The sequence below is a fragment of the Fibrella musci genome (assembly GCF_041321105.1).
GTDB lineage: Bacteria > Bacteroidota > Bacteroidia > Cytophagales > Spirosomataceae > Fibrella > Fibrella musci.
In genome coordinates, this window is sequence record NZ_JBGGWD010000004.1 from 557,745 (window position 1) to 579,612 (window position 21,868).

14 protein-coding genes are annotated in these 21,868 nt (G+C 57.5%); 7 read left to right on the plus strand and 7 right to left on the minus strand.

Going from position 1 to position 21,868, the window contains the following annotated elements; all coding sequences use genetic code 11:
• The first annotated feature begins 62 nt into the window (after nucleotides 1–62).
• Nucleotides 63–3,416 carry a VCBS repeat-containing protein gene (locus ACAW74_RS15565; protein WP_370699127.1) on the plus strand — a complete coding sequence of 1,118 codons (3,354 nt, stop codon included), beginning with the start codon at nucleotides 63–65 and terminating at the stop codon, nucleotides 3,414–3,416.
• Nucleotides 3,413–4,774: a vanadium-dependent haloperoxidase gene (locus tag ACAW74_RS15570; RefSeq protein WP_370699128.1), complete on the plus strand. Its 1,362-nt coding sequence runs from the start codon at nucleotides 3,413–3,415 to the stop codon at nucleotides 4,772–4,774. Before ACAW74_RS15565 ends, ACAW74_RS15570 begins: the two co-directional genes overlap by 4 nt.
• Here ACAW74_RS15570 and ACAW74_RS15575 read toward each other — a convergent pair.
• The gene (locus tag ACAW74_RS15575; RefSeq protein WP_370699129.1) at nucleotides 4,757–5,986 is read right to left on the minus strand and encodes an ROK family transcriptional regulator; all 1,230 of its coding nucleotides are present in this window, start codon (nucleotides 5,984–5,986) and stop codon (nucleotides 4,757–4,759) included. The two genes, ACAW74_RS15570 and ACAW74_RS15575, sit on opposite strands and share 18 nt — an antisense overlap.
• A 233-nt stretch (nucleotides 5,987–6,219) precedes the next feature.
• On the opposite strand from ACAW74_RS15575, the gene ACAW74_RS15580 reads away from it, so the two are divergent.
• From ACAW74_RS15580 to ACAW74_RS15595, 4 genes are all read left to right on the plus strand, one after another.
• Entirely contained in the window at nucleotides 6,220–7,365 is a 1,146-nt protein-coding gene (locus ACAW74_RS15580) for a glycoside hydrolase family 18 protein (RefSeq protein ID WP_370699130.1), read from the plus strand.
• Nucleotides 7,366–7,478: 113 nt separating this feature from the next.
• Entirely contained in the window at nucleotides 7,479–8,933 is a 1,455-nt protein-coding gene (locus tag ACAW74_RS15585; protein ID WP_370699131.1) for an alpha-L-fucosidase, read from the plus strand.
• A gap of 72 nt (nucleotides 8,934–9,005) precedes the next feature.
• Entirely contained in the window at nucleotides 9,006–11,282 is a 2,277-nt protein-coding gene (locus ACAW74_RS15590; protein WP_370699132.1) for a family 20 glycosylhydrolase, read from the plus strand.
• A 176-nt stretch (nucleotides 11,283–11,458) separates the two neighbouring features.
• A complete protein-coding gene (locus ACAW74_RS15595) occupies nucleotides 11,459–11,755 on the plus strand; it encodes a hypothetical protein (protein WP_370699133.1) in 297 nt (98 codons plus the stop codon).
• A 40-nt stretch (nucleotides 11,756–11,795) separates the two neighbouring features.
• Here ACAW74_RS15595 and ACAW74_RS15600 read toward each other — a convergent pair whose 3' ends face one another.
• A complete protein-coding gene (locus ACAW74_RS15600) occupies nucleotides 11,796–13,361 on the minus strand; it encodes a DUF1501 domain-containing protein (RefSeq protein WP_370699134.1) in 1,566 nt (521 codons plus the stop codon).
• Between the two features lie 85 nt (nucleotides 13,362–13,446).
• Complete coding sequence (locus ACAW74_RS15605) at nucleotides 13,447–15,015, minus strand: DUF1800 domain-containing protein (protein ID WP_370699135.1); 1,569 nt, start codon at nucleotides 15,013–15,015, stop codon at nucleotides 13,447–13,449.
• A gap of 284 nt (nucleotides 15,016–15,299) precedes the next feature.
• Between ACAW74_RS15605 and ACAW74_RS15610 the strand changes: the two genes are divergently transcribed.
• On the plus strand, nucleotides 15,300–16,415 hold the full coding sequence (locus tag ACAW74_RS15610; protein WP_370699136.1) for a nucleotidyltransferase family protein: 1,116 nt from the start codon (nucleotides 15,300–15,302) through the stop codon (nucleotides 16,413–16,415).
• A gap of 12 nt (nucleotides 16,416–16,427) precedes the next feature.
• Here ACAW74_RS15610 and ACAW74_RS15615 read toward each other — a convergent pair whose 3' ends face one another.
• The 4 genes from ACAW74_RS15615 to ACAW74_RS15630 all read right to left on the minus strand — a co-directional run bounded on the left by ACAW74_RS15615 (nucleotide 16,428) and on the right by ACAW74_RS15630 (nucleotide 21,779).
• Complete coding sequence (locus ACAW74_RS15615; RefSeq protein ID WP_370699137.1) at nucleotides 16,428–17,789, minus strand: amidohydrolase family protein; 1,362 nt, start codon at nucleotides 17,787–17,789, stop codon at nucleotides 16,428–16,430.
• Between the two features lie 62 nt (nucleotides 17,790–17,851).
• Nucleotides 17,852–18,379, minus strand: coding sequence for a helix-hairpin-helix domain-containing protein (locus ACAW74_RS15620; RefSeq protein WP_370699138.1), 528 nt, complete (start codon nucleotides 18,377–18,379; stop codon nucleotides 17,852–17,854).
• A 227-nt stretch (nucleotides 18,380–18,606) separates the two neighbouring features.
• On the minus strand, nucleotides 18,607–19,974 hold the full coding sequence (locus tag ACAW74_RS15625) for a DUF6600 domain-containing protein (RefSeq protein WP_370699139.1): 1,368 nt from the start codon (nucleotides 19,972–19,974) through the stop codon (nucleotides 18,607–18,609).
• Nucleotides 19,975–20,174: 200 nt separating this feature from the next.
• Nucleotides 20,175–21,779, minus strand: coding sequence for a serine hydrolase domain-containing protein (locus ACAW74_RS15630; protein ID WP_370699140.1), 1,605 nt, complete (start codon nucleotides 21,777–21,779; stop codon nucleotides 20,175–20,177).
• Nucleotides 21,780–21,868: the final 89 nt, after the last annotated feature.

A 21,868-nucleotide genomic window follows, 5' to 3' on the forward strand; every position in this document is an offset into this window, starting at 1 on the left:
ATAGGAGGCCTTTGGCTTTTTTAGTAGTTTTATTGATTAGTTGTTGAGGAATGGATTGGCAGATGAGTCGAAATAAAGCGGATGGGAAGCGCCGATGGGCAACGTACCTGGGGCTGGTGACGCTAACCTTGATCGGCGGCGGCACGGCGTTGGGTCAGGCACAACCCCTGTTTCGGCCGCTGCCCGCCAGCCAGACACACGTTAGCTTTCGGAATGATATCGACGAGACGGAAAGCCTCAACGTGCTGGCCTACGAATACTTTTTTAACGGCGCCGGCGTAGCCGTGGGCGACTTTAACAACGACGGTCTGCCTGATCTGTTTTTCACGGCCAATATGAAAGACTGTCGGCTGTACCTGAATCAGGGCAACCTCAGCTTCAAAGACATTACCCGCGAGGCGAGCCCGGCACTGGGCGGGCGCGCGGGCGGCTGGAAAACGGGTGTCAGTCTGGTCGATATCAACAACGACGGCTGGCTCGATATTTACGTCTGCTACTCGGGTAAAGGCGATGCAGCCAAACGGGGCAATCAACTGTTTATCAACCAGACGGGCCAGAAAGGGGGCCCGGTCCGGTTTGTCGAGAAAGCAAAGGAATATGGGCTGAACGATGCCGGCTATAACACGCAGGCGACTTTCTTCGACTACGACCTCGATGGCGACCTCGACTTGTTTCTGTTACACCACAACGTGAAGAAATACGACAACCTGGAGCTAGCCCGGCTACACCAGGAAACCGACGAACTGGCTGGTAATAAGCTGTTGGAAAACCAGCGCGAGCGGTTCGTCGATGTGTCGAAAAAAGCAGGCATCCACCAGTATCCGCTGACGTTTGGTCTCGGCGTGGCCGTCTCCGACATCAACCTCGACGGCTGGCCCGACCTCTACGTGACCAACGATTACAACGAACCCGATTACCTCTACATCAACCAGAAAAACGGCACGTTCAGTGATCAGACGGCCCAAAGCTTCCGGCATCTGCCGCAGTTTTCGATGGGCGTCGATGTGGCCGACTACAACAACGACGGCCTGCCCGACGTGATGTCGCTGGATATGCTGCCCGAAGACAACCGGCGGCAGAAACTGCTTCAGTTACAGGAGAATTACGAGTCGTTCGAACTGATGCAGCAGCAGGGTTTACAACGGCAATACATGCGCAACATGCTTCAGTTGAACAACGGCGACGGTACGTTCAGCGAAATTGCCCAACTGGCCGGTGTCTCCAACACCGACTGGAGCTGGTCGCCGCTACTGGCCGATTTCGACAACGACGGCTATAAAGATCTGTTCATTACCAACGGATACCTCCGCGATTACACCAACAAAGACTTTCTGCGCTATTGGGGCGACTATAAAATCAAAAAGGCTATCGACCGGGAGCCGGTGCAGCTAATGGACCTGGTGCGGGCCATGCCGTCAACCAAAGTGCCCAACTACATTTTCCGGAACAATCAGGACCTCACCTTCACCAATCGGCAGCGCGAGTGGGGTTTGCAGGAGCCCACCATCTCGGCCGGAGCCGCCTGTGCCGACCTCGATAATGATGGCGACCTGGACCTGATCATCAACAATACCAACGACGTTGCCTCGCTTTACGAGAATTTGGCCAGCAGCGCATCGGGCAATACGTACCTGCAAATCCGTCTGGAGCCGACCGCCGGGAATACGCAGGCCGTAGGGGCGAAAGTATGGGTGTATACCGGCACGCAGCAGCAGTTTCAGGAGCTAAACCCGGTGCGGGGATACCTCTCTACTCAACCCACCACGCTGCATTTCGGGCTGGGTACGTCCACACTGGCCGATTCGGTACGGGTGGTCTGGCCCGACGGATCGATGCAACGGCTTGATGGCGTAAAGGCCAATCAGCAACTAACCATCAAACAACAATCGACGGGCAACCAAGCCACTACCGCCCGCAAAACGCCGGTGCCCCTGTTTCGGCGGCAGCCGTCGCCCATTGATCGAACGTTTGAAGGGTACCAGGAAAACGATTTCAAGCGGCAGCCGCTAATGCTCTGGATGTACTCGCACGTTGGGCCAATAATGGCTAAGGGCGATCTGAACAAAGACGGGCGCGCCGACCTGTTTATCAGCGGTGACCAGAAACAGGCCGGGACCGTTTGGGTGCAACAGCCCAACGGCACGCTCGCGCCGGTGACCAGCCTCAGCATTGGCGATGAAACGGTATCGGCCGTGTCGGCAGCCCATTTTTTCGATGCCAATGGCGATGGTTACGACGATCTGTATGTGGCAAAAGGCGGCTATTCGCTGTTTGAGCCGAACTCGCCCTCGCTTCAGGATGAATTATACCTGAACAATGGCAAAGGTGGTCTGTCGCTCGCGACCAACGCCTTGCCCAATGTGACGGGCAGCAGCAAGGCCTGCGTGCGGCCCTACGACTACGACAATGACGGCGATATGGACCTGTTTGTGGGTGGACGCGTCATTCCCGGTCGCTACCCCGAGCCGCCACCGTCGTATTTGCTGGTGAATACCGGTAAGGGGCCGGGTGGCCAGCCGCAGTTTCAATTGGCCGAGGTGCCGTTTGCCAACGTGGGTATGGTGACGGATGCCCGCTGGATCGACCTGAACGCCGATGGCCGCGCCGACCTGGTACTCTGTGGCGAGTTTATGCCGCTGAAAGCCTACCTGAATACGCCCTCCGGCTTTGTCGATCAGAGCAAGCAGTTCTTTCCCAATCAGGCACCCGGCTTCTGGCAAACGCTCACCTTTGCCGACCTGAACGCCGACGGTCGGCCCGATCTGGTTGCCGGGAATCTGGGCACCAATACGCAACTCAACATCACCCCCGAACAACCCGCCGAACTGCTCTACGCCGATTTCGACAGTAACGGGTCAATCGACCCGTTCTTCTGTTTCTACGTGCAGGGAACAATGTACCCGTTTGTGAGCCGCGACGAGCTGAACGATCAGATCTACGGCATGCGGCGGCGGTTTGGCTATTACAAAGACTACGCCGACGCCTCGATTGAGAAAATTCTGACACCCGATGAGCTGGGCAAAGCACAGAAACTGGCCGTTACCGACGTGCAGACGAGTTATTTCCTGAATACAGGCCGGGGGTTTGCCAAACAGTTTCTGCCCATTCAGGCGCAGTTCTCGCCGGTAAGCCAGGTGGTGGTTAACGATGTGAACGCCGATGGCCGCGCCGATCTACTGTTGTTGGGTAACAAATCAGATAACCGGCTCAAACTGGGTAGCATGGACGCCAATTACGGTTGCCTGCTGCTGAACGACGGACGCGGGGGCTTCACCTACGTACCCCAAACCGAATCGGGACTCTCAGTACTTGGTGATGTCAAATCGGTAGTTGAACTGACCATCGGTGGAAAACCAAACTGGCTTATCGGGGCGTACAACCAACCGCTTCAGGTCTACCAAACCCAACGTCCATGAAAGCACAGCCACACACCGCCCAAACGTACCTGTTGATCGCCCTGCTGTGGTTGATGAACGGCGTGGCGGGCGCAAAACCTCGTCCGCAGGCCACCAAAGAACTGCAACCCACCGTGTTTGCGCTCACGATGGTGATGATGCACGACGTGGTGAATCCGCCCGCGGCGAGCCGGTTTTACAGCTATTGTCTGTTGGGCGCACACGAACTGGTGGCTCGCCACAATCCGCAACTGGTGTCGCCCCGGCAACTGCTGCAAACCGCGCCAACGTACCCAGCCGTTACCGACAACACCTACGATTATCAACTTGCCGCGCTCTATTGTATTCTGGAAACGGGGCGGCTCCTGCTGCCGTCGGGGGCTTCGCTGGAAAAAGAGCAGCAACAGTTGCTGGAACGGCTGCGGCGCGATGGGTATGCCGAGCTGCAAATCCAGCGGTCGGTACAGGAGGCGCAGCGCGTCGCTCAGGCCGTCGTAGCCTATGCCCGCACCGACAACTACGGCAAACTAAGCGCCCGAGGCCGTTACCGCCCCACTAAAAAAGATGGCTACTGGTACCCGACGCCACCAGCCTACATGGAAGCGATCGAGCCGCATTGGCGCACCATCCGGCCCATGCTGATCGACTCCTGCACGCAGTTTATACCGCCACCGCCCGCCGCGTTCAGCACCGACACGAGCAGCACGTTCTACCGACTGACGCGCGAGGTGCACCGCACCAGCCAGACCTTGACGCCAGCACAGCGCCTGATTGCAGCCTACTGGGACTGTAATCCGTTTGCCGTCAATACGGCGGGGCACATGGCCATCGGGTTTAAGAAAATCAGCCCCGGCGGGCATTGGATCAACATCACCAGCCAGGTGACGCAGCAGGCTAAACTGCCCTTCGATGAGGCCGTTCAGTTACATTCGCTGGCGGCCCTGACGCTGATGGACGCCTTCATCAGTTGCTGGGATGAGAAGTACCGCAGCAGCCGGGTACGTCCCGAAACCGTGATTAATCGCCATATCGACCCGCATTGGCAGCCGATGTTGCAAACGCCGCCTTTCCCCGAATACCCCAGCGGCCACAGCGTCATTTCGGGCGCCGTGTCGGAGGTACTGACGTACCTGCTGGGTGATCAGTTTGCGTTTACCGATACCACCGAAGAACTCTTTGAACTCCCCTCGCGCTCGTTTACGTCGTTTCGGCAGGCGGCCGCAGAGGCGGCGATTTCTCGACTATACGGTGGTATTCACTACCGCGACGCCGTCGACAACGGATTGGCGCAGGGGCGGGCGCTGGGTACGTTCGTGGTCAATAAGTTGAAAAAAGCGGGAGTGAAAGGGGGCAAAAGAGCCCTAAGCCGACGCGAATAGGTTCTCGATCAGGTGCGCGTGAGTGCCGAGCCATTTCGCGTCGCCGTTCAGTTGGGTAATCTCTACGGTCAGCGTATCGCGGAAGCCGCTGAGGCAGTATCTGTTGATCGCCTGTTGTAGCGCATTGGTCACGAAAAGCGACGCTTCGGCCAGTACCCCGTCGACGATAATGATTTCGGGGTTGAACAGTGTAACGGCGATGGCCAGTGCCTTGCCCAGATGAAGCCCCGTTTCGTACAGCTGTTCGATCGCGAAGGCGTCGCCCTGATAAGCAGCCTGCACAATCTGGCTGACAGTAATCTGCTCAGGTACGTGCCGAAGGGTTGCCAACTGGGTTATCTGCCCGGAAACGACCGCCTGTTGCACCCGCCGCACCAGCGCCGAAGCGGAAGCCAGCGTGTCGACACAGCCAATCTTGCCGCAGTAACAAAGAGAGCCCTTAGGGTCGGCCTGAATATGGCCCAACTCACCGGCAAACCCGGAGGCGCCCTGAAACACGTCGCCGTTGATGATGATCCCCAGCCCAACGCCCCAATCGATGTTGATGGCCAGGGCATGCTGTTTACCTTTAGCCCGCCCAAACCGATGCTCGCCCAGTGCCGTGGCTTTGGTGTCGTTCAGCAAAAAGACGGGCATCTGCCATTGCAACTCTAACCATGAAGTCAGCGACTGTCCCGGCATGCCCAGTTGGGGATAGCTCAGGTTGAGGCTGTGCCGGGAGTCGATCAGGCCCGGCAGGGATAGTCCTACGCCAAGCATATCCTGTCGGGGTAGCCCCGAGTCGGCCAGACAATCGTTGACAAAATCGACCAGAAAAGCCGAAAATTCGGGCCGGTCTTCCAGGGGGTAGTCGACGCTTTTCTCGAAAAGAATCTGGCGTAACAAATTGACAATCAGTAGGCGGGTGCCATGGGTGCCGCTATCGAGAATGACCGAATAATGCCCGGTCGGGTTAAACTTGAACACCGCAGGGCGCCGCCCGTTGTTACCGGCTGCGGTACCAATGGCGATTACCCAGCCGTCTTCAATGAGCTGATCGACCAGATTGGTTACCGATGGGATACTGGTGTGCAGTTCACTGGCTAGTTCGGCCAGTGTACACGAGCCTTCCTGGTAGAGGTAAGCAAGTGCTTTTCTAAACTTCAGGTTCTTCTTGTAGGCAACAACAGACTGTTTGGTAAGGGAGTCATCGGGCGTGGTAGAGGGTAACATAGGAGCGGCCGCGCTGAGGAAGTCGATTGGTAGTAGTGTAGGTGAAAGGGGGAATTGATTGAAAAATCACGATGAAATCCAGCTTTAAGGTAAAAAAAGAGCAAAATCATCTAATTTCTTTGAAAGATAGGAAAGGTCGAAGACAGTAAATTAAAAATCTGTCTAAAAGTAGATGAGTTTTTAAAAAAATTAAAAAACTATATTTTTGCCATACATTCTTTTGATCAGCTTCTATGCGACTCCTTTTATCGGCGTTATTCACTGGCCTATTTAGTTTGTCTGTTTTTGGTAATCCGTCGACAGCAGCGACACCACCGGCTAAGGGGCGGGTGCTCATTGGGTACGTGAGTGGCGGCGGGTGGACCAAAGCGCAGATCGACCCCAACAAAGTAACCCATATCAACTACGCGTTTGCGGTGCCGGCCGAAACGGGCGAGCTCGCGCCGATCTCGGCTAAAGACGTGGCAAATCTGGCCGAACTGACGTCGTTACGTAGCCAGAACAAAGACCTGAAAATCCTAATTTCCATTGGTGGCTGGGGCGGCTGCAAATACTTTTCAGACGCCGCATTAACGGAGTCCTCGCGCCGCCGGTTTGCCAATAGTGCCGTTGCATTGTTGAAAAAACACCGGCTCGATGGCCTTGACATCGACTGGGAATACCCGGCCCAGATTGGGGCGGGTAACATCTACCGGCCCGAAGACAAGGAGAATTTTACGCTGTTTTTGAAAGCTCTCCGCGACCGTCTCGATGAGCAGGGTAAGCTCGACAAACGCACGGGGGCCAACCATTACCTGCTGACGGCGGCTACCGGCGGCGACACGGCCTTTGTGAACCACACCAACCTGGGTGAAGCCCAGCGCTACCTGGACTACGTCAATATCATGACGTATGATCTCTACCACGGCAACGACAAAGTAACGGGCCACCACAGCCCGCTGGCGCAATCGAAGAAGGGCGATCAGTCGCGCAACAGCTCGATGTCGGCGGTCGATGGACACATTCGGGCGGGTGTGCCGGTCGAAAAAATTGTGCTGGGCCTTCCGTTCTATGGCCGGGGGTGGGCCGACTGCAAGCCCGTCGACAACGGGCTTTACCAACCTGCTGCTGGCAAACACTCGTTCATCAGCTACGACGAACTGGTGGCCAAGTACATCAACAAAAACGGCTTTGTGCGCTACTGGGACGACGACGCCAAAGCCCCTTACCTCTGGAACCCCGACAACCGCACGTTTATCTCCTACGCCGATACCGAATCGTTCGACCCCAAAATCGACTACGTGAAGCAGAAGGGCCTGGCCGGGGTCATGTTCTGGGAGTACATCTACGATCTAAAAGAAAACGTCCTGCTTAACCACCTGGTGAAAAAGATGAAATGAACTATGAAACAGGAGATATGGATGATGAATCAGGGGCTTTTGGCGTAGCGAAGCCAATTCATCATTCATATCTCCTATTTCATAGTTCATATCTTCCCCCACTTCCTACTACCATGCACAACTTACGTTCACTCCCTTTTAGCTGGTTGCTGGCGCTCTTGCTGGCGCCATGCACGTTGCTGGCGCAGCAACATAGCGAACAGAACCACGCGCATTACGTCGTACCCAAAGACAGCCTCGTACGCCAGAAACTGGCTCAGTGGCAAGACATCAAGTTTGGTCTGCTGATGCACTGGGGTACGTATAGCGAATGGGGGATTGTAGAGTCGTGGTCGCTATGCCCGGAAGATGAGGGCTGGTGCGAACGGCGCGGCCCTTACGCTGCCAACTGGTATGAATACAAGAAGGCCTACGAAAACCTGCAGACGACCTTCAACCCGGTGAAGTTCAACCCCGACCGCTGGGCCACAGCGGCCAAAAACGCGGGCATGAAGTATGTGGTATTTACGACCAAACACCACGACGGCTTCTGCATGTTCGACACCAAGCAGACCGATTACAAAATCACCGACGCCAAAACGCCGTTCTCGAAAAACCCCCGCAGCAACGTTGCCAAGGAGGTGTTCAAGTCGTTCCGGGACCAGAATTTCATGGTGGGTGCCTACTTCTCGAAACCCGACTGGCACACCACGACCTATTGGGACCCGTATTTCCCACCCAAAGACCGGAACGTGTCGTATTCGCCGAAAAAGTACCCCGAGCGCTGGCAGAAGTTCAAAGACTTCACCTACAATCAGATCGAAGAACTGATGACGGACTACGGCAAGGTTGATATTCTGTGGCTCGACGGCGGCTGGGTACGTCCGGCCAGTACTATTGACACCTCGATTAGCTGGCAGCGCACCATTCCCTACGATCAGGACATCGACATGGCGCGCATTGCCCAGATGGGTCGCCGGCATCAGCCCGGTTTGCTGGTGGTCGACCGCACCGTGACGGGTGAGTTTGAAAACTACGTAACGCCCGAGCAGTCGATTCCGGAGACGTACCTGCCCATTCCCTGGGAGTCGTGCCTGACGATGGGCGATTCGTGGTCGTACATTCCGAAAGAGAACTTCAAACCGGCCCGCAAACTGGTGCAGACGCTGGTCGATATCGTAGCTAAAAACGGAAACCTGCTGCTCAACATCGCGCCCGGCCCCGACGGCGAGTGGCACGAAGAAGCCTACCAGCGCCTTCAGGAAATCGGGGCCTGGTTGCAGGTCAACGGTGAGTCGATCTACGGCACCAAACCTGTAGCGCCTTACCGGCAGGGGCAGTGGGCGTTTACGGGTAACGGCAAGGCTTTTTACCAGACGTACCTGCCCAAAGACAACGAACCCCTCCCGGCCTCGGTGACGCTCTCGGCGGGCACGATTCCGGCCAAGGCCGAGGTGCGGCTGCTGGGGTACGCCAAACCGCTGAAAGCTCAGAAAACAGCAGCTGGCCTGGTCGTCAGCCTGCCTGAAGTCGCCCGGCAAACAGCCTCGAAGCAAGCCGCCTGGGTGTTCAAACTCACTAGCCGGTAGGTAGTCTGGTTCTCTTTCTAATAAAAGACCTATAAGGTTTTTAAAACCTTATAGGTCTGGACGTTTCTGCTCATGCCTAAATTGATTGCCCTGCTGGGCGCTTGTCTGCTGCTGACCGGTGCGGTAAAGGCACAAACGGAATCAGTACGCTATCCGCTCATTCCCTATCCTACGTCGTTGACGTCGGCTTCCGGTACGTTTGTGATTACGCCCAAAACGGTAGTGCGATCGCCGGATGGCCGGTTTCGGAATGAAGCCGAGCAGTTGCAGCAACTGCTGGTGCACGGATTGGGTAAACGCCTGCCCACGACTGGTAATGCGCCGATGATCCAATTGCAATACGACGCGACCCTTACTGCCTCCGAAGCCTATGCGCTGACCATTACGCCGAAACAGGTGTTGTTGCGGGCCAGTACGCCCACGGGGATGTTCCGGGCCGTGCAGACGATTCGCCAACTGTTGCCGCCAACAGCCGAGCGGAAAGCGAGCCCGTCGCTAACCCTGCCCGCCGTGCAGATTCAGGATCAGCCCGCGTATGACTGGCGCGGTATGCACCTCGACGTATCGCGGCACTTTTTCTCGCTCGATTACCTGCGCACCTACATCGACCGGCTGGCACTGTACAAATTCAACACCTTCCACCTCCATCTGACCGATGATCAGGGCTGGCGCATCGAGATCAAGAAATACCCGAAACTGACGAGTGAAGGCGCCTGGCGCACCTTCAACAATCAGGATTCGGTGGTGATGAAACGAGCCAAGTCGGAACCTGATTTTGAATTACCCCGGCAGTTTATCCGGCAGCGCGACGGGAAAACCGAGTATGGTGGCTACTACACGCAGGCGCAGTTGCGCGAGCTGATTGCCTATGCCGCCGCGCGCCACATCACGATTGTGCCGGAGATTGATATGCCCGGCCACCTGAGCGCCGCTATTCAGGCCTATCCGTTCCTGAGTTGCACGGGACAGCCGGGAATGGGCAAGACGTTTTCGGTGCCGGTATGCCCCTGTAACGAGCCCACCTATACGTTCATGCAAAACGTGCTCGACGAGGTGATGTCCCTCTTCCCCAGCCCGTATGTACACATCGGAGCCGATGAAGTGGAAAAGACGACCTGGGCGCAATCGGTTGCCTGCCAGGCGTTGATGAAGGAAAAGGGAGTCAAAACCGTCGAAGAGTTGCAGAGCTACTTTGTACACCGCATGGGCGAGTACATTCAGTCGAAAGGTAAAAAACTATTGGTGTGGGACGATGCGCTGGAAGGTGGCCTCCAGCCGTCGGCGACTGTCATGTACTGGCGAAGCTGGGTGAAAGACGCCCCCCGCAAAGCGGCCGAAAACGGGAATGTCATCGTGATGACGCCCGTGAGCGCGCTTTATTTCGATAGCCCGCCGGGCAAACAGTCGGTGGAGCAGGTATATCGGGTGCCGGTGGTGCCAGCGGAGATCAAGCCTGAACAGGCTCACCTGGTCAAGGGAGCGCAGGCCAACCTCTGGACGGAGTACATCGCCACCGAAAACCGCGCCGATTATATGGTGATGCCCCGGATGGTGGCGCTGTCGGAGGCCGTCTGGACGGGCCGCGACCTGTACACGTCATTTCAGCAGCGGCTACTGGCGCACTATGACCGTATGGAGCAGCTGAATATTCACTATCGCCTGCCCGACCTGACGGGTTTCGCCGAAGAGAACGTGTTTGTTGATCAGGCAAAGCTGACCATCAAACGCCCGTTGCCCAGTTACACGCTTCGTTACACCACCGACGGCTCTCTACCTCAATCCACCTCACCGGGTTTGCCCGATGGGTTTGTAATCAATCAACCACAGACGATTAAGTTGGCGGCGTTTACGGCGGGTGGACTGCGCGGCGACGTTTATACCTTGCGCTATCGGCAGCAGCCCTACGCCCAACCCACCGGATCAGCTACGACCCAACCCGGTCTGACCGCACACTTTTTCAAAAAATACTTCCGGGAAACGAAGTTGATGAAGGGGCTGACCCCCGACAGTACGTTTGTGACGCCCAACGTGGCGATACCAGCGGCGGTCGGCGCGCCGAGCTTTGGCGTTCAGTTTCGCGGCTATCTGAACGTACCTGAGACGGGCATTTACACCTTCTTCTATACCTGCGACGACGGCGGCGTGTTGCGCCTGGCTAACCGGCTCGTGGTCGACAACGACGGCAATCACTTCCCGATCGAAAAAAGCGGACAGGTGGCCCTTGCGGCGGGTAAGCATCCCATCGAAGCCGATTTCATTGAAGGCGGTGGTGGATTCACGCTCAAACTGACCTACAGCCTCAACGGCTCGGACCCCGCTCCCGTACCCGATAGCTGGTTTAGCCATTGATAAAATCGGTAGATCAACTGGTACAGTTAATCGGGTGTGTTTCTATGTGTAAGTGACTGTATGTCAACATTCAGGCGACTAAGTAAGGCGCATAAATACTGGCAGAACAGTATTTCCGATGACTGGGGTGTAGTCGATTTTTGCTTGGGTTTAAGCATCTATCGACTCCATTTACCATGAAGAAATTGATCTATTTATCGTCCTTGCTCGCGCTGACGGCCTGCGAAACGGAGGAACCCGATTGTGGCTCTACCATCAGCTTTACAAACAAAACGCCAGAATCCCTTCAAATAAAGGTCAACGGCTCCATTCCCAGCGGGTGCGGTTTTGTTTCGCCGGGTGGCAAATGCACAACCGCCATATCGCCCGATGTCACGTTTACTTACGAGGCTAAGGGATCTGATAATAACCGATGGGCCGGGTCAGACGCGGTGCCAAAATGCACCGATAAGAATATTTCGTTGACCTATTAACGAACTGCGGTTGCTTAGTCGAGAAAGCGCAATTAATTCATCACCGCGCCACGATCAGCCGGGCTGAGAGCCGTTGCCCGTTGGTTTCGACCGAAACGACGTAGGCCCCGGCGGGGAGTTGCTGTACGTTCAGGCCGAGCATACGGTCGGAAAGGCGGGTGCTGGGTACGTCGGTCGATCGGCCAGCGGCATCGTAGACCTGCACGGCTCCAAGAGTGCTGGCAAAGGCATCGGCTTCGAGGGTGACGGTGGTCGTGGCGGGGTTGGGGTAAAGGCGGAGAGAGGTCGCGAGGGGCTCGGTGGCAGTAATGACTCGCTGGAAGATGGGTACGTTATCGAAGCTTCGTTGCAAGACCGTGGTCATTTCAGCTTTATTCGCCCCCAGCCAGTCGGTCAGTAGAGTGGCATAGACCTGCCGGAAATCGGTCTGCATCTTGATGTTGTTATTGTCGAGGTCGGTAAGGCTGGGATTTTTACCGATGACCGGCGTTTTCACGCCTTTGCCAAACACAAACAGCGGGGCTGCCAGCCCGTGATCGGTACCAAAACTACCGTTGGAAATGGCCCGGCGGCCAAACTCCGAGAACGTCATGCCCGCCACCCGATCGTCGACACCCTGTAGTTTCAGGTCGTCCTGAAACGCCTTGATGGCATCCGACAATTGCTTCATCAGGTTGGCGTGCGTACCCGTTGTGGTGTCGGTGGCGACCACTTGCCCGGCATGGGTGTCGAAGCCGCCGATAGTCACGTAGTAAACGCGGGTCTGCAGCCCGCCGTGAATGAGCCGCGCCACAATTTTGAGCTGATCGGCCAGGCCGTTGCTGGCTGGGTACGTTGCCAGGTTCTTGCCTTTGCCTGCCGCCGTCTTGATCTGCGCCGCATACTGCACCGATGAGACCTGCTGTTGCCGGATAAAGCTGATATGCTTGCCCGCCACCGTGTTGGCAACGGGTTCGGTATCTACCACCGGTTTATCACCAACCAACTGCGCAAAGGTGTCGGGATTAGGAATGGCAACAGCCAATGGGCCACCCGGTCCGGCAAAGGCGGTGCTCGTGATATAGCCGATCTGGATCGCCAGCGGGTCGGGCATGTCGGCGGTGGGGTAGCCTGTCGGGTAGCCCGGCCATTCGGCGTCGAGATACCGACCAGCCCAGCCGGTGAGCAGGGTCTGGCTGGAATCGGCGCCCGTAAACCAGATGTCGCTGGCCCGGAAGTGCGAAAAGCTGGGAGCCGGATAGGCCACGCTATGCACAATCGACAGCAGCCCATCGTTGTAAAGCCGTTGCAGGCCCGTCATGGCGGGGTGCAGACCCGTGGCGGCGTTGTTGGTCAGGCGGAGTACTTTGCTTTCGGGTAAGGCAATGTTGGCCCGCAGGCTGTTATACTGGCTCATCTGATCGATGGGCACCACCATGTTGAGCCCGTCGTTGCCCCCCGCCAGTTGAATCAATACGAGCACCCGGTCGGTGGCCGTCGCCAGGCTGGCCAGCGTCTGCATCAGGGCCGATGTCGGTTGCCCAAACGCTTTAGCCCCGAATCCATCCAGGAAAACAGGTAGCGCCAACGCGGCGGTCGCATGCTGTAGAAAATGTCGGCGATTCATCGGAAGCGTAGTTTGCCGTTTTCAGTTGCGTTGGCTTAGGCATCATCTCTGACACGCAACGGAGGACTGTAAACGGTGAATAGGTTTAGTTGAGTTGATATTCCGCCATGCTGAGCATGTAGGTGAGCAAATTGGTCAGGCGTGTTCGGACGGCGTTTAGCCGGGCCGTGTTGGTGGGGGCCGCCACGTAGTCATTCCAGATTTCGGTCCACTCGTAGCGCGGTACGCCCACCATCAACACATTGTCGATCAGGAAATCGCGCTGCTTTTGGGTCAGGGTCGTGGCAAACAGCAGGGCCGTCCATTCGTCGATGAGTTTGGCCGGGTCGGCGGGGTCGCTGGTGAGTTTGGCCTGCGCAATCAGGTCAAACGTGATCCGATCGGAGCCATACTTCACGGCGCTCGTACTCATCTCATTGGCAAAACGGTTGCGCAGGGCCAGTGTGGTGCTGTTGATCCAGAGTTCGTAGAACCCGACATCGTAATACGGCCGCCAGCCAAACACGCTGGGCTGATCCATCACGTTCTGCTGCTGCTCGTTGGTGCGGGCCTGTAGATAGCCCATCAGCGTGGTGAACCCGGTGGTATTGGCTACCGGGTCTGGGGCCGATACGCCAAAGTAGCGCAAGGTGCCGATGGTCAGTTCAACGGGTGCTTTGATCATGGCCCCGCGTAGCGCATCGTCGAAGAAATGCTCACTAGTAAGCAGCGCAGTCAGCACGGGCTTCAGTTCGTAATCTTTCCGAAACAGCGCTGCCAGGGGTTCGATGAATCCCTGCTCGATAGTGGCCGGAATATCGGCGTTGATAAACCAGCGGTATAGCTTCCGAACGATAAAACGGGCCGTTTCGGGCTGTTTCAGGATCATGTCGACCAGATCGCCCAGTTCGGCGTCGCCCGCGGTGGTGCCGCTCCGGCCTTTGATGAGGGTGTTGCCATACGCCGCCGAAAACTGTTTGTCGGTCGTGTCGTGCTGAGCGGCCCGGAAGGTGGCGGTTATGTCGGCGGTAGTTTCGCTGCGGTAGCCAGTATCGGCCCAGCCGGTCAGCACGCGCGCGGCCGCTTTTACGTCGTCTTCCGAATAATTTCGGTTACCCGTAACGGGGTTGGTTGCGCCAATGGTAAACAGTTCCTGTAGTTCGCGGGCGTAGTTTTCGTTGGGCTTCCCCACGCTGTTCTGGTTGCCGTTGAGGTAGCGCAGCATGGCCGGGTCTTTGGTCACGTCGACCACAAACGACCGGAAATTGCCCAGCGCATGGCGGCGCAGCATGGCGTTCTGGCGGTAGATATACCGGGCATCGTTGACGACGGCGAACGTCGATACGAAGTGGTTTTGCCAGAACAGCGTCATTTTTTCGCGCAGCGACGGCCCTTCGTTCAGCATGAGACCCAGCCACCAGTATTTGGTTGCCGACTGCCACGTGCCCTGCAAGGCCTGGCTGAACGCCAGCGTATTGAACGGTTTAAGCGTCGTAGGGTCAATAGGTGGGTTAGGCGTTGCAGCCGTAGCCAGTAGCGTCTGGACCGCAGCCTGTGGCGTTTGTCCGGTAAACTGCCGAATCTGCGCGGGTGTCGGGCCCAGCGTTGCCCGCCGGAGCAGGTGCGTTGCCTGAGTTTGGGTGAGCGGTTTCCGAAGAGGGTCAGTGAGCGCCATAAACGAGCTGGGAAGCGGTAGTAGAAAACAGAAAAGCGTTGGCTACTGCAACCAATACCTTGGGCTTTCTACTACGCTCATTAAAGTTCGAACCGGATAGGCAGTTTTACTAATTAAACCTCCGTTAACGGCCCGCAGAACGTACCTGAGAAAGTACCCGGTGGGGGGATGATTGCGCGTCCACTAAACTTTTTTCTAAGTAGTAGCAACTGGTACAATACTTGCCACGGTTGGCATAAGCCTGCACCAGTTGCCACCGATGGCTGCTCACGAAGGCGCGCCGAATGACCGCTGCTTCCTATTCCCTGACGACCGAACACGCCCATTTACTCCGAGCCGCCCTTTGTCCGCCCGATGAGGCGCTGGCCCACTGGCAGGCCTGGCGAAAGATCCGAAACCTGCATATCGCCTCGCCCGCCGCTGAGTCGGTTAAGCGCGCCTTCACCCTGCTCGACGCCAGTGCCCAGCAGTTGTTGCCGATGATCTGCCGTAACCTGGAACAGTCGGACGATGCGCTGATGGGACACCTGCAACAGGCTTACGAAACGACATTGCGCGACAACCAGCGCCGATTGAGCGTGATGAGCACAGTCCTCAACGCACTCCGACAGGCCAATGTGTCGTCGTTGTTGCTGGGTAGCCTGCCCTTGTCGCTGCTGCATTACGGCGATGTGGGCATGCGAACGATGGACAAATTAGCGCTACTAATCCCGACCGAAAAGGCCGACACGGCGCTGGCCGTTCTGCATCAGCAACAGTTTTTGCCGTCGGCCTACGGATTCCGGCACCGGCGTCAACTGGACTCTTTGCCCTTAACGCGGCCCGATGGGTTGAGTATTCGCTTGCATTGGCATACATTGCCCCAACACACCTACGTCGGAGCCGACGAACCGTTCTGGGCTGATGCGCAGCTGCTCGAACTACCAACGGGACTACCTGCCCTGACCCTATCGCCTACGCATCTGCTCTTCCAGACCTTGGTTATTGGCTATCAGGGAGGTCGCCGAACGGCATTGCCTTCCCTGCCCGACAGCATGCAACTGATTCGGACCGGGCAGATCGTGTGGGACGAACTGCTGGATCTGACCGAGCGCTTTACGTTTCGGATTCCAGTGCGCCGGGGCCTGATGGCCCTGCAGACGCGCGTTGACCTGGTCTTGCCACCCGCCGTGCAGCAACGGCTGCGCCAGATGGTACCTACCGTGGCCGAGCAGCGCTATTTCGACTTGCTAAGCTCTATCCCGAAAAACCCATTGAGCCAGCGCTTTCAGCGGCTACGTTGCAGCCAGATGGCCTTGCGGTTGTTCCACCAAAATGGGTCGCGGGAGTCGTTGCGTACGGTAGTCTGGCATCACATGAACCCCCGCCTCGCCTGGCCCGATGCCGAGTGGCCCCGCTGAACGACAATCTGATTACCGTCGCGACAACCGGCTGAGGGTCTGGTCGATGTAGGGTTTGGGGAGCCAGTTGGTGCCCATCATCACGCCCTCGATTTGCCGGGTGTTGCCGATGTTGGTGAGTGGATTGGCCGTCAGCAAAACCAGATCCGATACATTGCCGACCTTGATCGTACCCCAATCGGGTTTGTTGAGGTAATCGGCTACATTGACCGTTCCGGCACGCAGGGTCTGGTACGGCGTGAGGCCCGCGTCGACCATGTATTGCATTTCGTGGTGAATGGAAAAGCCAGGTACGTTGAACACCTGTGGCGCGTCGGAGCCGAGCAGCAGCGGAATGCCATTTTTCTGACATTCGTAGATCAATTTCCGACGTACCTGAATCAGCCGGTCGGCTTTAGCTTTGGCGAAGTTGGGGCTGTTCAGATACCCGTTTTTTGCGTTGACCCAGTTTGTGATTTCCTGCGGTTTCATGTAGCGCATTTCCGGCGCACTGGTGTAGGCCTCGGCTGGTTGCGCCGACAGCCACCGCTCGGCCAGTGCCTGCGTGGGTACGACCCGGATGTTGGTACCACGCAGGGCGGCTATCAGCTTCGGAATGCGGGCTTCGTCGGTGCGGTCGGCGATCCAGGCCCCAAACAAACCCGTTTCGGGCTCGGCCAGGGTATCGCTGCCCGGCGTAATGGCCTCAATGAACCCGTCGAGGTGGTCGATCGACGAATAGCGCGCCTCGATAGCCCGCCAAACGCCCACGTTGAACGATACGTGCCCCACGAATGGAATGCCTGCCTCCTTCGCCGTGCGGGCAATGGCGGGGAACGTCTGGTTGGTGAGGCCGGGGTGCAGTTTGAGAAAATCGTAGCCTGCCGCTTTTTGCTCGCGCACCATCTCGGCCCCACGCTCCGGCGTTTTTACGGTTTGTCCGTTGAAGGAGGGACCGGTGGTATACACGTGCGGCCCCAATACGGTGCCCGCATTGACCTGACTGCGGAGTTCGAGGTGCCGCGGATGGCCCAGCATGCCCCGGATCGTTGTGATGCCGTTGACCAGATACAGCATCAGCACGTCTTTCATCGGTTCGATGTCGTCGATGGGCGGAATGTGGGCGTGCATTTCGGCCCAGCCGGGTACGAGGTATTTGCCGCTTGCATCGACGACGAGCGCACCAGCCGGTACAGGTACGTTGCCGTCGTTGCCCAAGGCGGTGATCCGGCCATTCTGCACCACTACTGTTTGTTTACTGAGGACTCGTTCGCGGTCCATCGGAATCACGTTGGCCGACCGGAACACAATGGCCCGCTGGCGATTACTAACCAGATCCTGCCCAACAACCGGGTTGGCGAGCCAGATACACAGGAAGAGAAGAATGAGGCGCATGGTCATAACGGGTTTGCTCTACCAAGGTACGGTAAAGCAGCGTTGGCCCCTGCGCCATTCACTCAGGCAGTGGCTTCGCCACCCGTTTTTTCGTTGGGCCACTGCGCAAAGCCGAAAGGTAGCTGCAGATCGGCGTCGGGGCCAAATGGGCTTGCGTTGGCGAGTTGACCGGCCTGTTCGGCCCAGTTGACGGCTTCGTGAATACGGAAATGGGTGCCTCCTGCTTCCAGAATAGCACGGATGCGCTCAACGGGTGTGTTGGCTAGTTGGTTGAACGTACGAATCCCTCCGGCGATCAGCAGAGAGGCAACCTCCGGCCCGATGCCTTCGACTGACACAAAATTGTCGACCACGTCCATGTCGGGGTCGGTCGGAGAGGGCTCTTCCAGCGAGATCAGTTCTACGTGAGTACCGTCGTGTTCATTGACGATACCAATCGTTTCTGCCCGGACGCCGTCCATCGTATCTACTGTGTCGGCCAGTTCGGTGATGGAGTTGTTGGGACCCACATATACGTCGAGCGTCGTGTTGGGATCGAGAGGCGCTTGTTCGTCGTCGGTTTGTTCGGGCACGGGGGATTGAGCTGCCATACGGTTGGTGTCAGGTTGCTTTGTCTAGACCGCCTGGCAGCTATATCGTTTTATAGACTTATTCAACGGTGACCCCATCTATCGGATGGTTACCAAGCAGATGCGGTGAATAGGAATCGTATTCACCGCATACTATGCGGTGAATAATTAGCTCGTCTGATGTCTTGGCGAGGCACAAAAAAGCGGACGATGGAGTTAGCCATCGCCCGCTGGTTACGGTGGGATTGTTACTGATTGCCGCGTGAACTACCGCGACCGCTGCGATACTCGCCGCCCGGCTGGCCTTGCCCGCGCGTTTCGGTGCCGCCGCGGGGCAATTGTTGCTGGCGACCCGCATCGGCGGGATTCACTTCCCGCTGCTGGTAGCTGCCACTCTCGGCCCGGCGATTGCCCCACTCGCGTTGCGGTTGCGGATTAGGCTGCTGTGGGTACGTTTGCTGCGGTTGCGGCGAAGGCTGTGGCGACGGCTGACTCGGTTGCGATTGGGGCTGTCCTTCGTAACCCGAACGACCCCGACTGCCCCTCGATGAGCCATACCCACCCGACGGGTACGATGGGGTAGCGTCGGCTGGGGTGCTGCGTGGGGTTTCGTAGCCACCGCCGGCTGGGTTGGGGGTTGGGGTGCCATATGTACCGGCGTTACCCCGGCCCCGGTTATAGCCACCACCATCGCGCGGACTTCCGTTGCCATTGTTGAATGGCTCGTTATAGGTGCGGCTGCTGCCCCGGCCACTGCGGTTAGCATCCGACGGTCCGTTGGTGCGGCCACCATTGGGTCGGTAGATCCCTACGGCATCGCCCCGAACTTCATCGCGGCCTGGTCGGCCGGAGTTCTCGACGCGGTAGACTGGCACAGGACGGCGCGTTACCCGCTCGATATCTTCCCGCCGTGGGCCGTAGCCATATACCCGGTTGTTGACCCGGTACACGTTGTTGATGATCGTTGTATTGCGGTAGATGTTTACCACCTGCGGGCGAGGCACGCAGTAGCTGTAGAGACGCGGGCTGCCGATATACACCTCTGGCACAAACACCCAGTAGTTGGCCGGGATGTTGACATTTACGTTGATATTGAGGCCAGGGCTCAGCGGTGCCCAGCCATAATAGCCGGATCCTGACCGCCACGATACCCAGGCGGGACCCCAATCGTAGCCCGGCACCCAGGCCCAGCCCATCCGGGGGTCCTGATACCAGCGTCCGTAATGGAAGGGCGCCCAGCCCCAGGCGTAGTCAGACACCCAGGTGTTGCCGTATTCGGTCCAGACCCAATGCCCGTTGGAGGCGTAAGGCTGGAAATTCGGATCAACGTTCCCCGGGATCCAGACACGGCCATATTCGGGTGTGTTGACCCACTGACCGTAGGGGCTCAACTGACCGTAAAAGTCGGGATTGCCCTGCTGATTGTTGTATTGGCCGTATTGATCATAGCCCTGGTCGTAGGGCTGCTGACCGTAGCCGGGCTGTTGCCCATAGCCCGGTTGCTGGCCATAACCCGGCTGTTGGCCGTAGCTACCCTGTGCACATGAGGTGAGCCCCCCCGATACACTCAGTACCAGTCCGGCTACCGCTAGTTGAAAAATCGCTGATCGTTTCATCGCCTTCTGTTTGGCTTATAGCCATTAGATGCGATTGATCGGCAAACGTTTAAGGGAAGCTCAGATATATTATCAGTGCGGGCTGAAACGATTTTTTTGCCGCTTTTTTATTCTTTCGATCGGGACGCGTGGTCGGTAGAGGAATCTTGAAGCTCCTGTCGACTACGTGTTCCGATCGAAAGGATAAAAAAGCGCGTTTACTACACCTTTTTCATACCAACCGACTCGCGCAGTTTACCCTGCAATACGGGGCGCTTGTCTTTGGTTTTAGTCAGTTTGGCCAGGCTGCTTTCAAAAGCAACCGACAGGGTATTATCGGCGCCAAACTGGCAGGTAACGGTTTCGTAATGAGCCGTTTCGATGAAGCGCCACGTCATTACAAACGTATTGGCGTCCTGCCAGCCGCCAGTACCGGCCACCCGGGTTTTGGTTTCACCGGGAACAGGCGTTTCCACTAGTTTGAGGGGCAGAGCCGAAAAGGTAGAGTCGCTGGTAGCCCAGCGGTTGATGCCGCATAGCACCTGATGATCGCCCCGGTCGTCGTGGAGTTTGAAAATGACACCATCCTTGCCGAAGGTCAGCGATGCCGATTGTGCTTTCAGGCTGTTGTCAGCGAAGGCGTAGGTTTGCCCGCTGACGGTTGGTGTCAGCGACGACCGGCCTTCCTGCACGGGCAGCGTCAACGCAAGGTGGCTTAGCTTCTGGGTCAGTGGTTTGGCATCGGCCGAACCGGCGCCATCCATAGCGGGCAGGATGTGATCCCATACAGCGTCGAGCACCGCCTGCATATCGCCGGTTTCGGAGGTGATGGCAATGACGGCATCCTGCTTCGGCATCACGATGCAATACTGACCATAGGCCCCGTCACCCCGGTAGGCATCGTGGCGGCAACGCCAGAACTGGTAACCGTAGCCCTGTAGCCAGTCGTTCTCTTCGGCTTTACGCTTACCCCCGGCCGACATCACTTCGTAGCGGGTAGCGTCGTTGATCCAGGCTTCGGGCAGCAGGCGCTTGCCGTTCCAGAGGCCTTTTTGCAGGTATAGCTGGCCGAATTTGGCGATGTCTTCCGTCTTGACGCGCAGGCCCCAGCCGCCCACGTTGACGCCTTTCGGATCGACCTCCCAGTCGGCCCCTTCGATGCCCAACGGCGCAAACAGCCGCGGTTTCAGGTACGTTAGCACGGTTTGGCCGGTCAGTTTCTGCACGATGGCCGACAGCATGTAGGTCGCCCCGCTGTTGTAGACGAAATGCGTGCCCGGCTTATGTTCGACGGGGTGCGCCAGAAACGCCTTGGGCCAGTTGGTGTTACCGTCGTTGCGCATCTGCCCCGTCGGTTCGGTGGCGTGGCCGGTCGACATGGTGAGCAGGTCTTTGACGCGCATCGCCGCCAGATTCTCGCTGACCGTTGCGGGCAGATCGTCTTTGAAAAACGAAATCACCTTGTCGTCGACCGTCAGTTTGCCCTCGGCGACGGCCATGCCTACCGCCGTCGACGTGAAGCTTTTGCTGAGCGAGTAGAGCGTATGCTTGAGTTCGGGCGCGTAGGGTGCCCACCAGCCTTCGGCTACAACCTTGCCATGCCGCAGTACCATCACACTGTGCAGGTTGAGGTTGGCCGATTCGATGGCATTCACGAAGTCGAGCAGCTTGGCCGCGTTGACGCCGTTGGCGCCGGGCAGACTACGGGGTAGGCGGGTGGTGCGGGCGGCGTCGAACCAGGGCATTGCCGAGGCCGACGTCGCGACGCTGAGGCCGATGGCTCCGAAGCCCAATTGCTTCAGGAAAAGGCGGCGGTTCGCAATCATACGTTAGTTGGGAGAGGGGTTCTCCGCGGGTTTAAGGATGAGGGAATGCGTAAGTCGGGCGTTGGTGCGGGGAACAGGTAAAGTGGCAA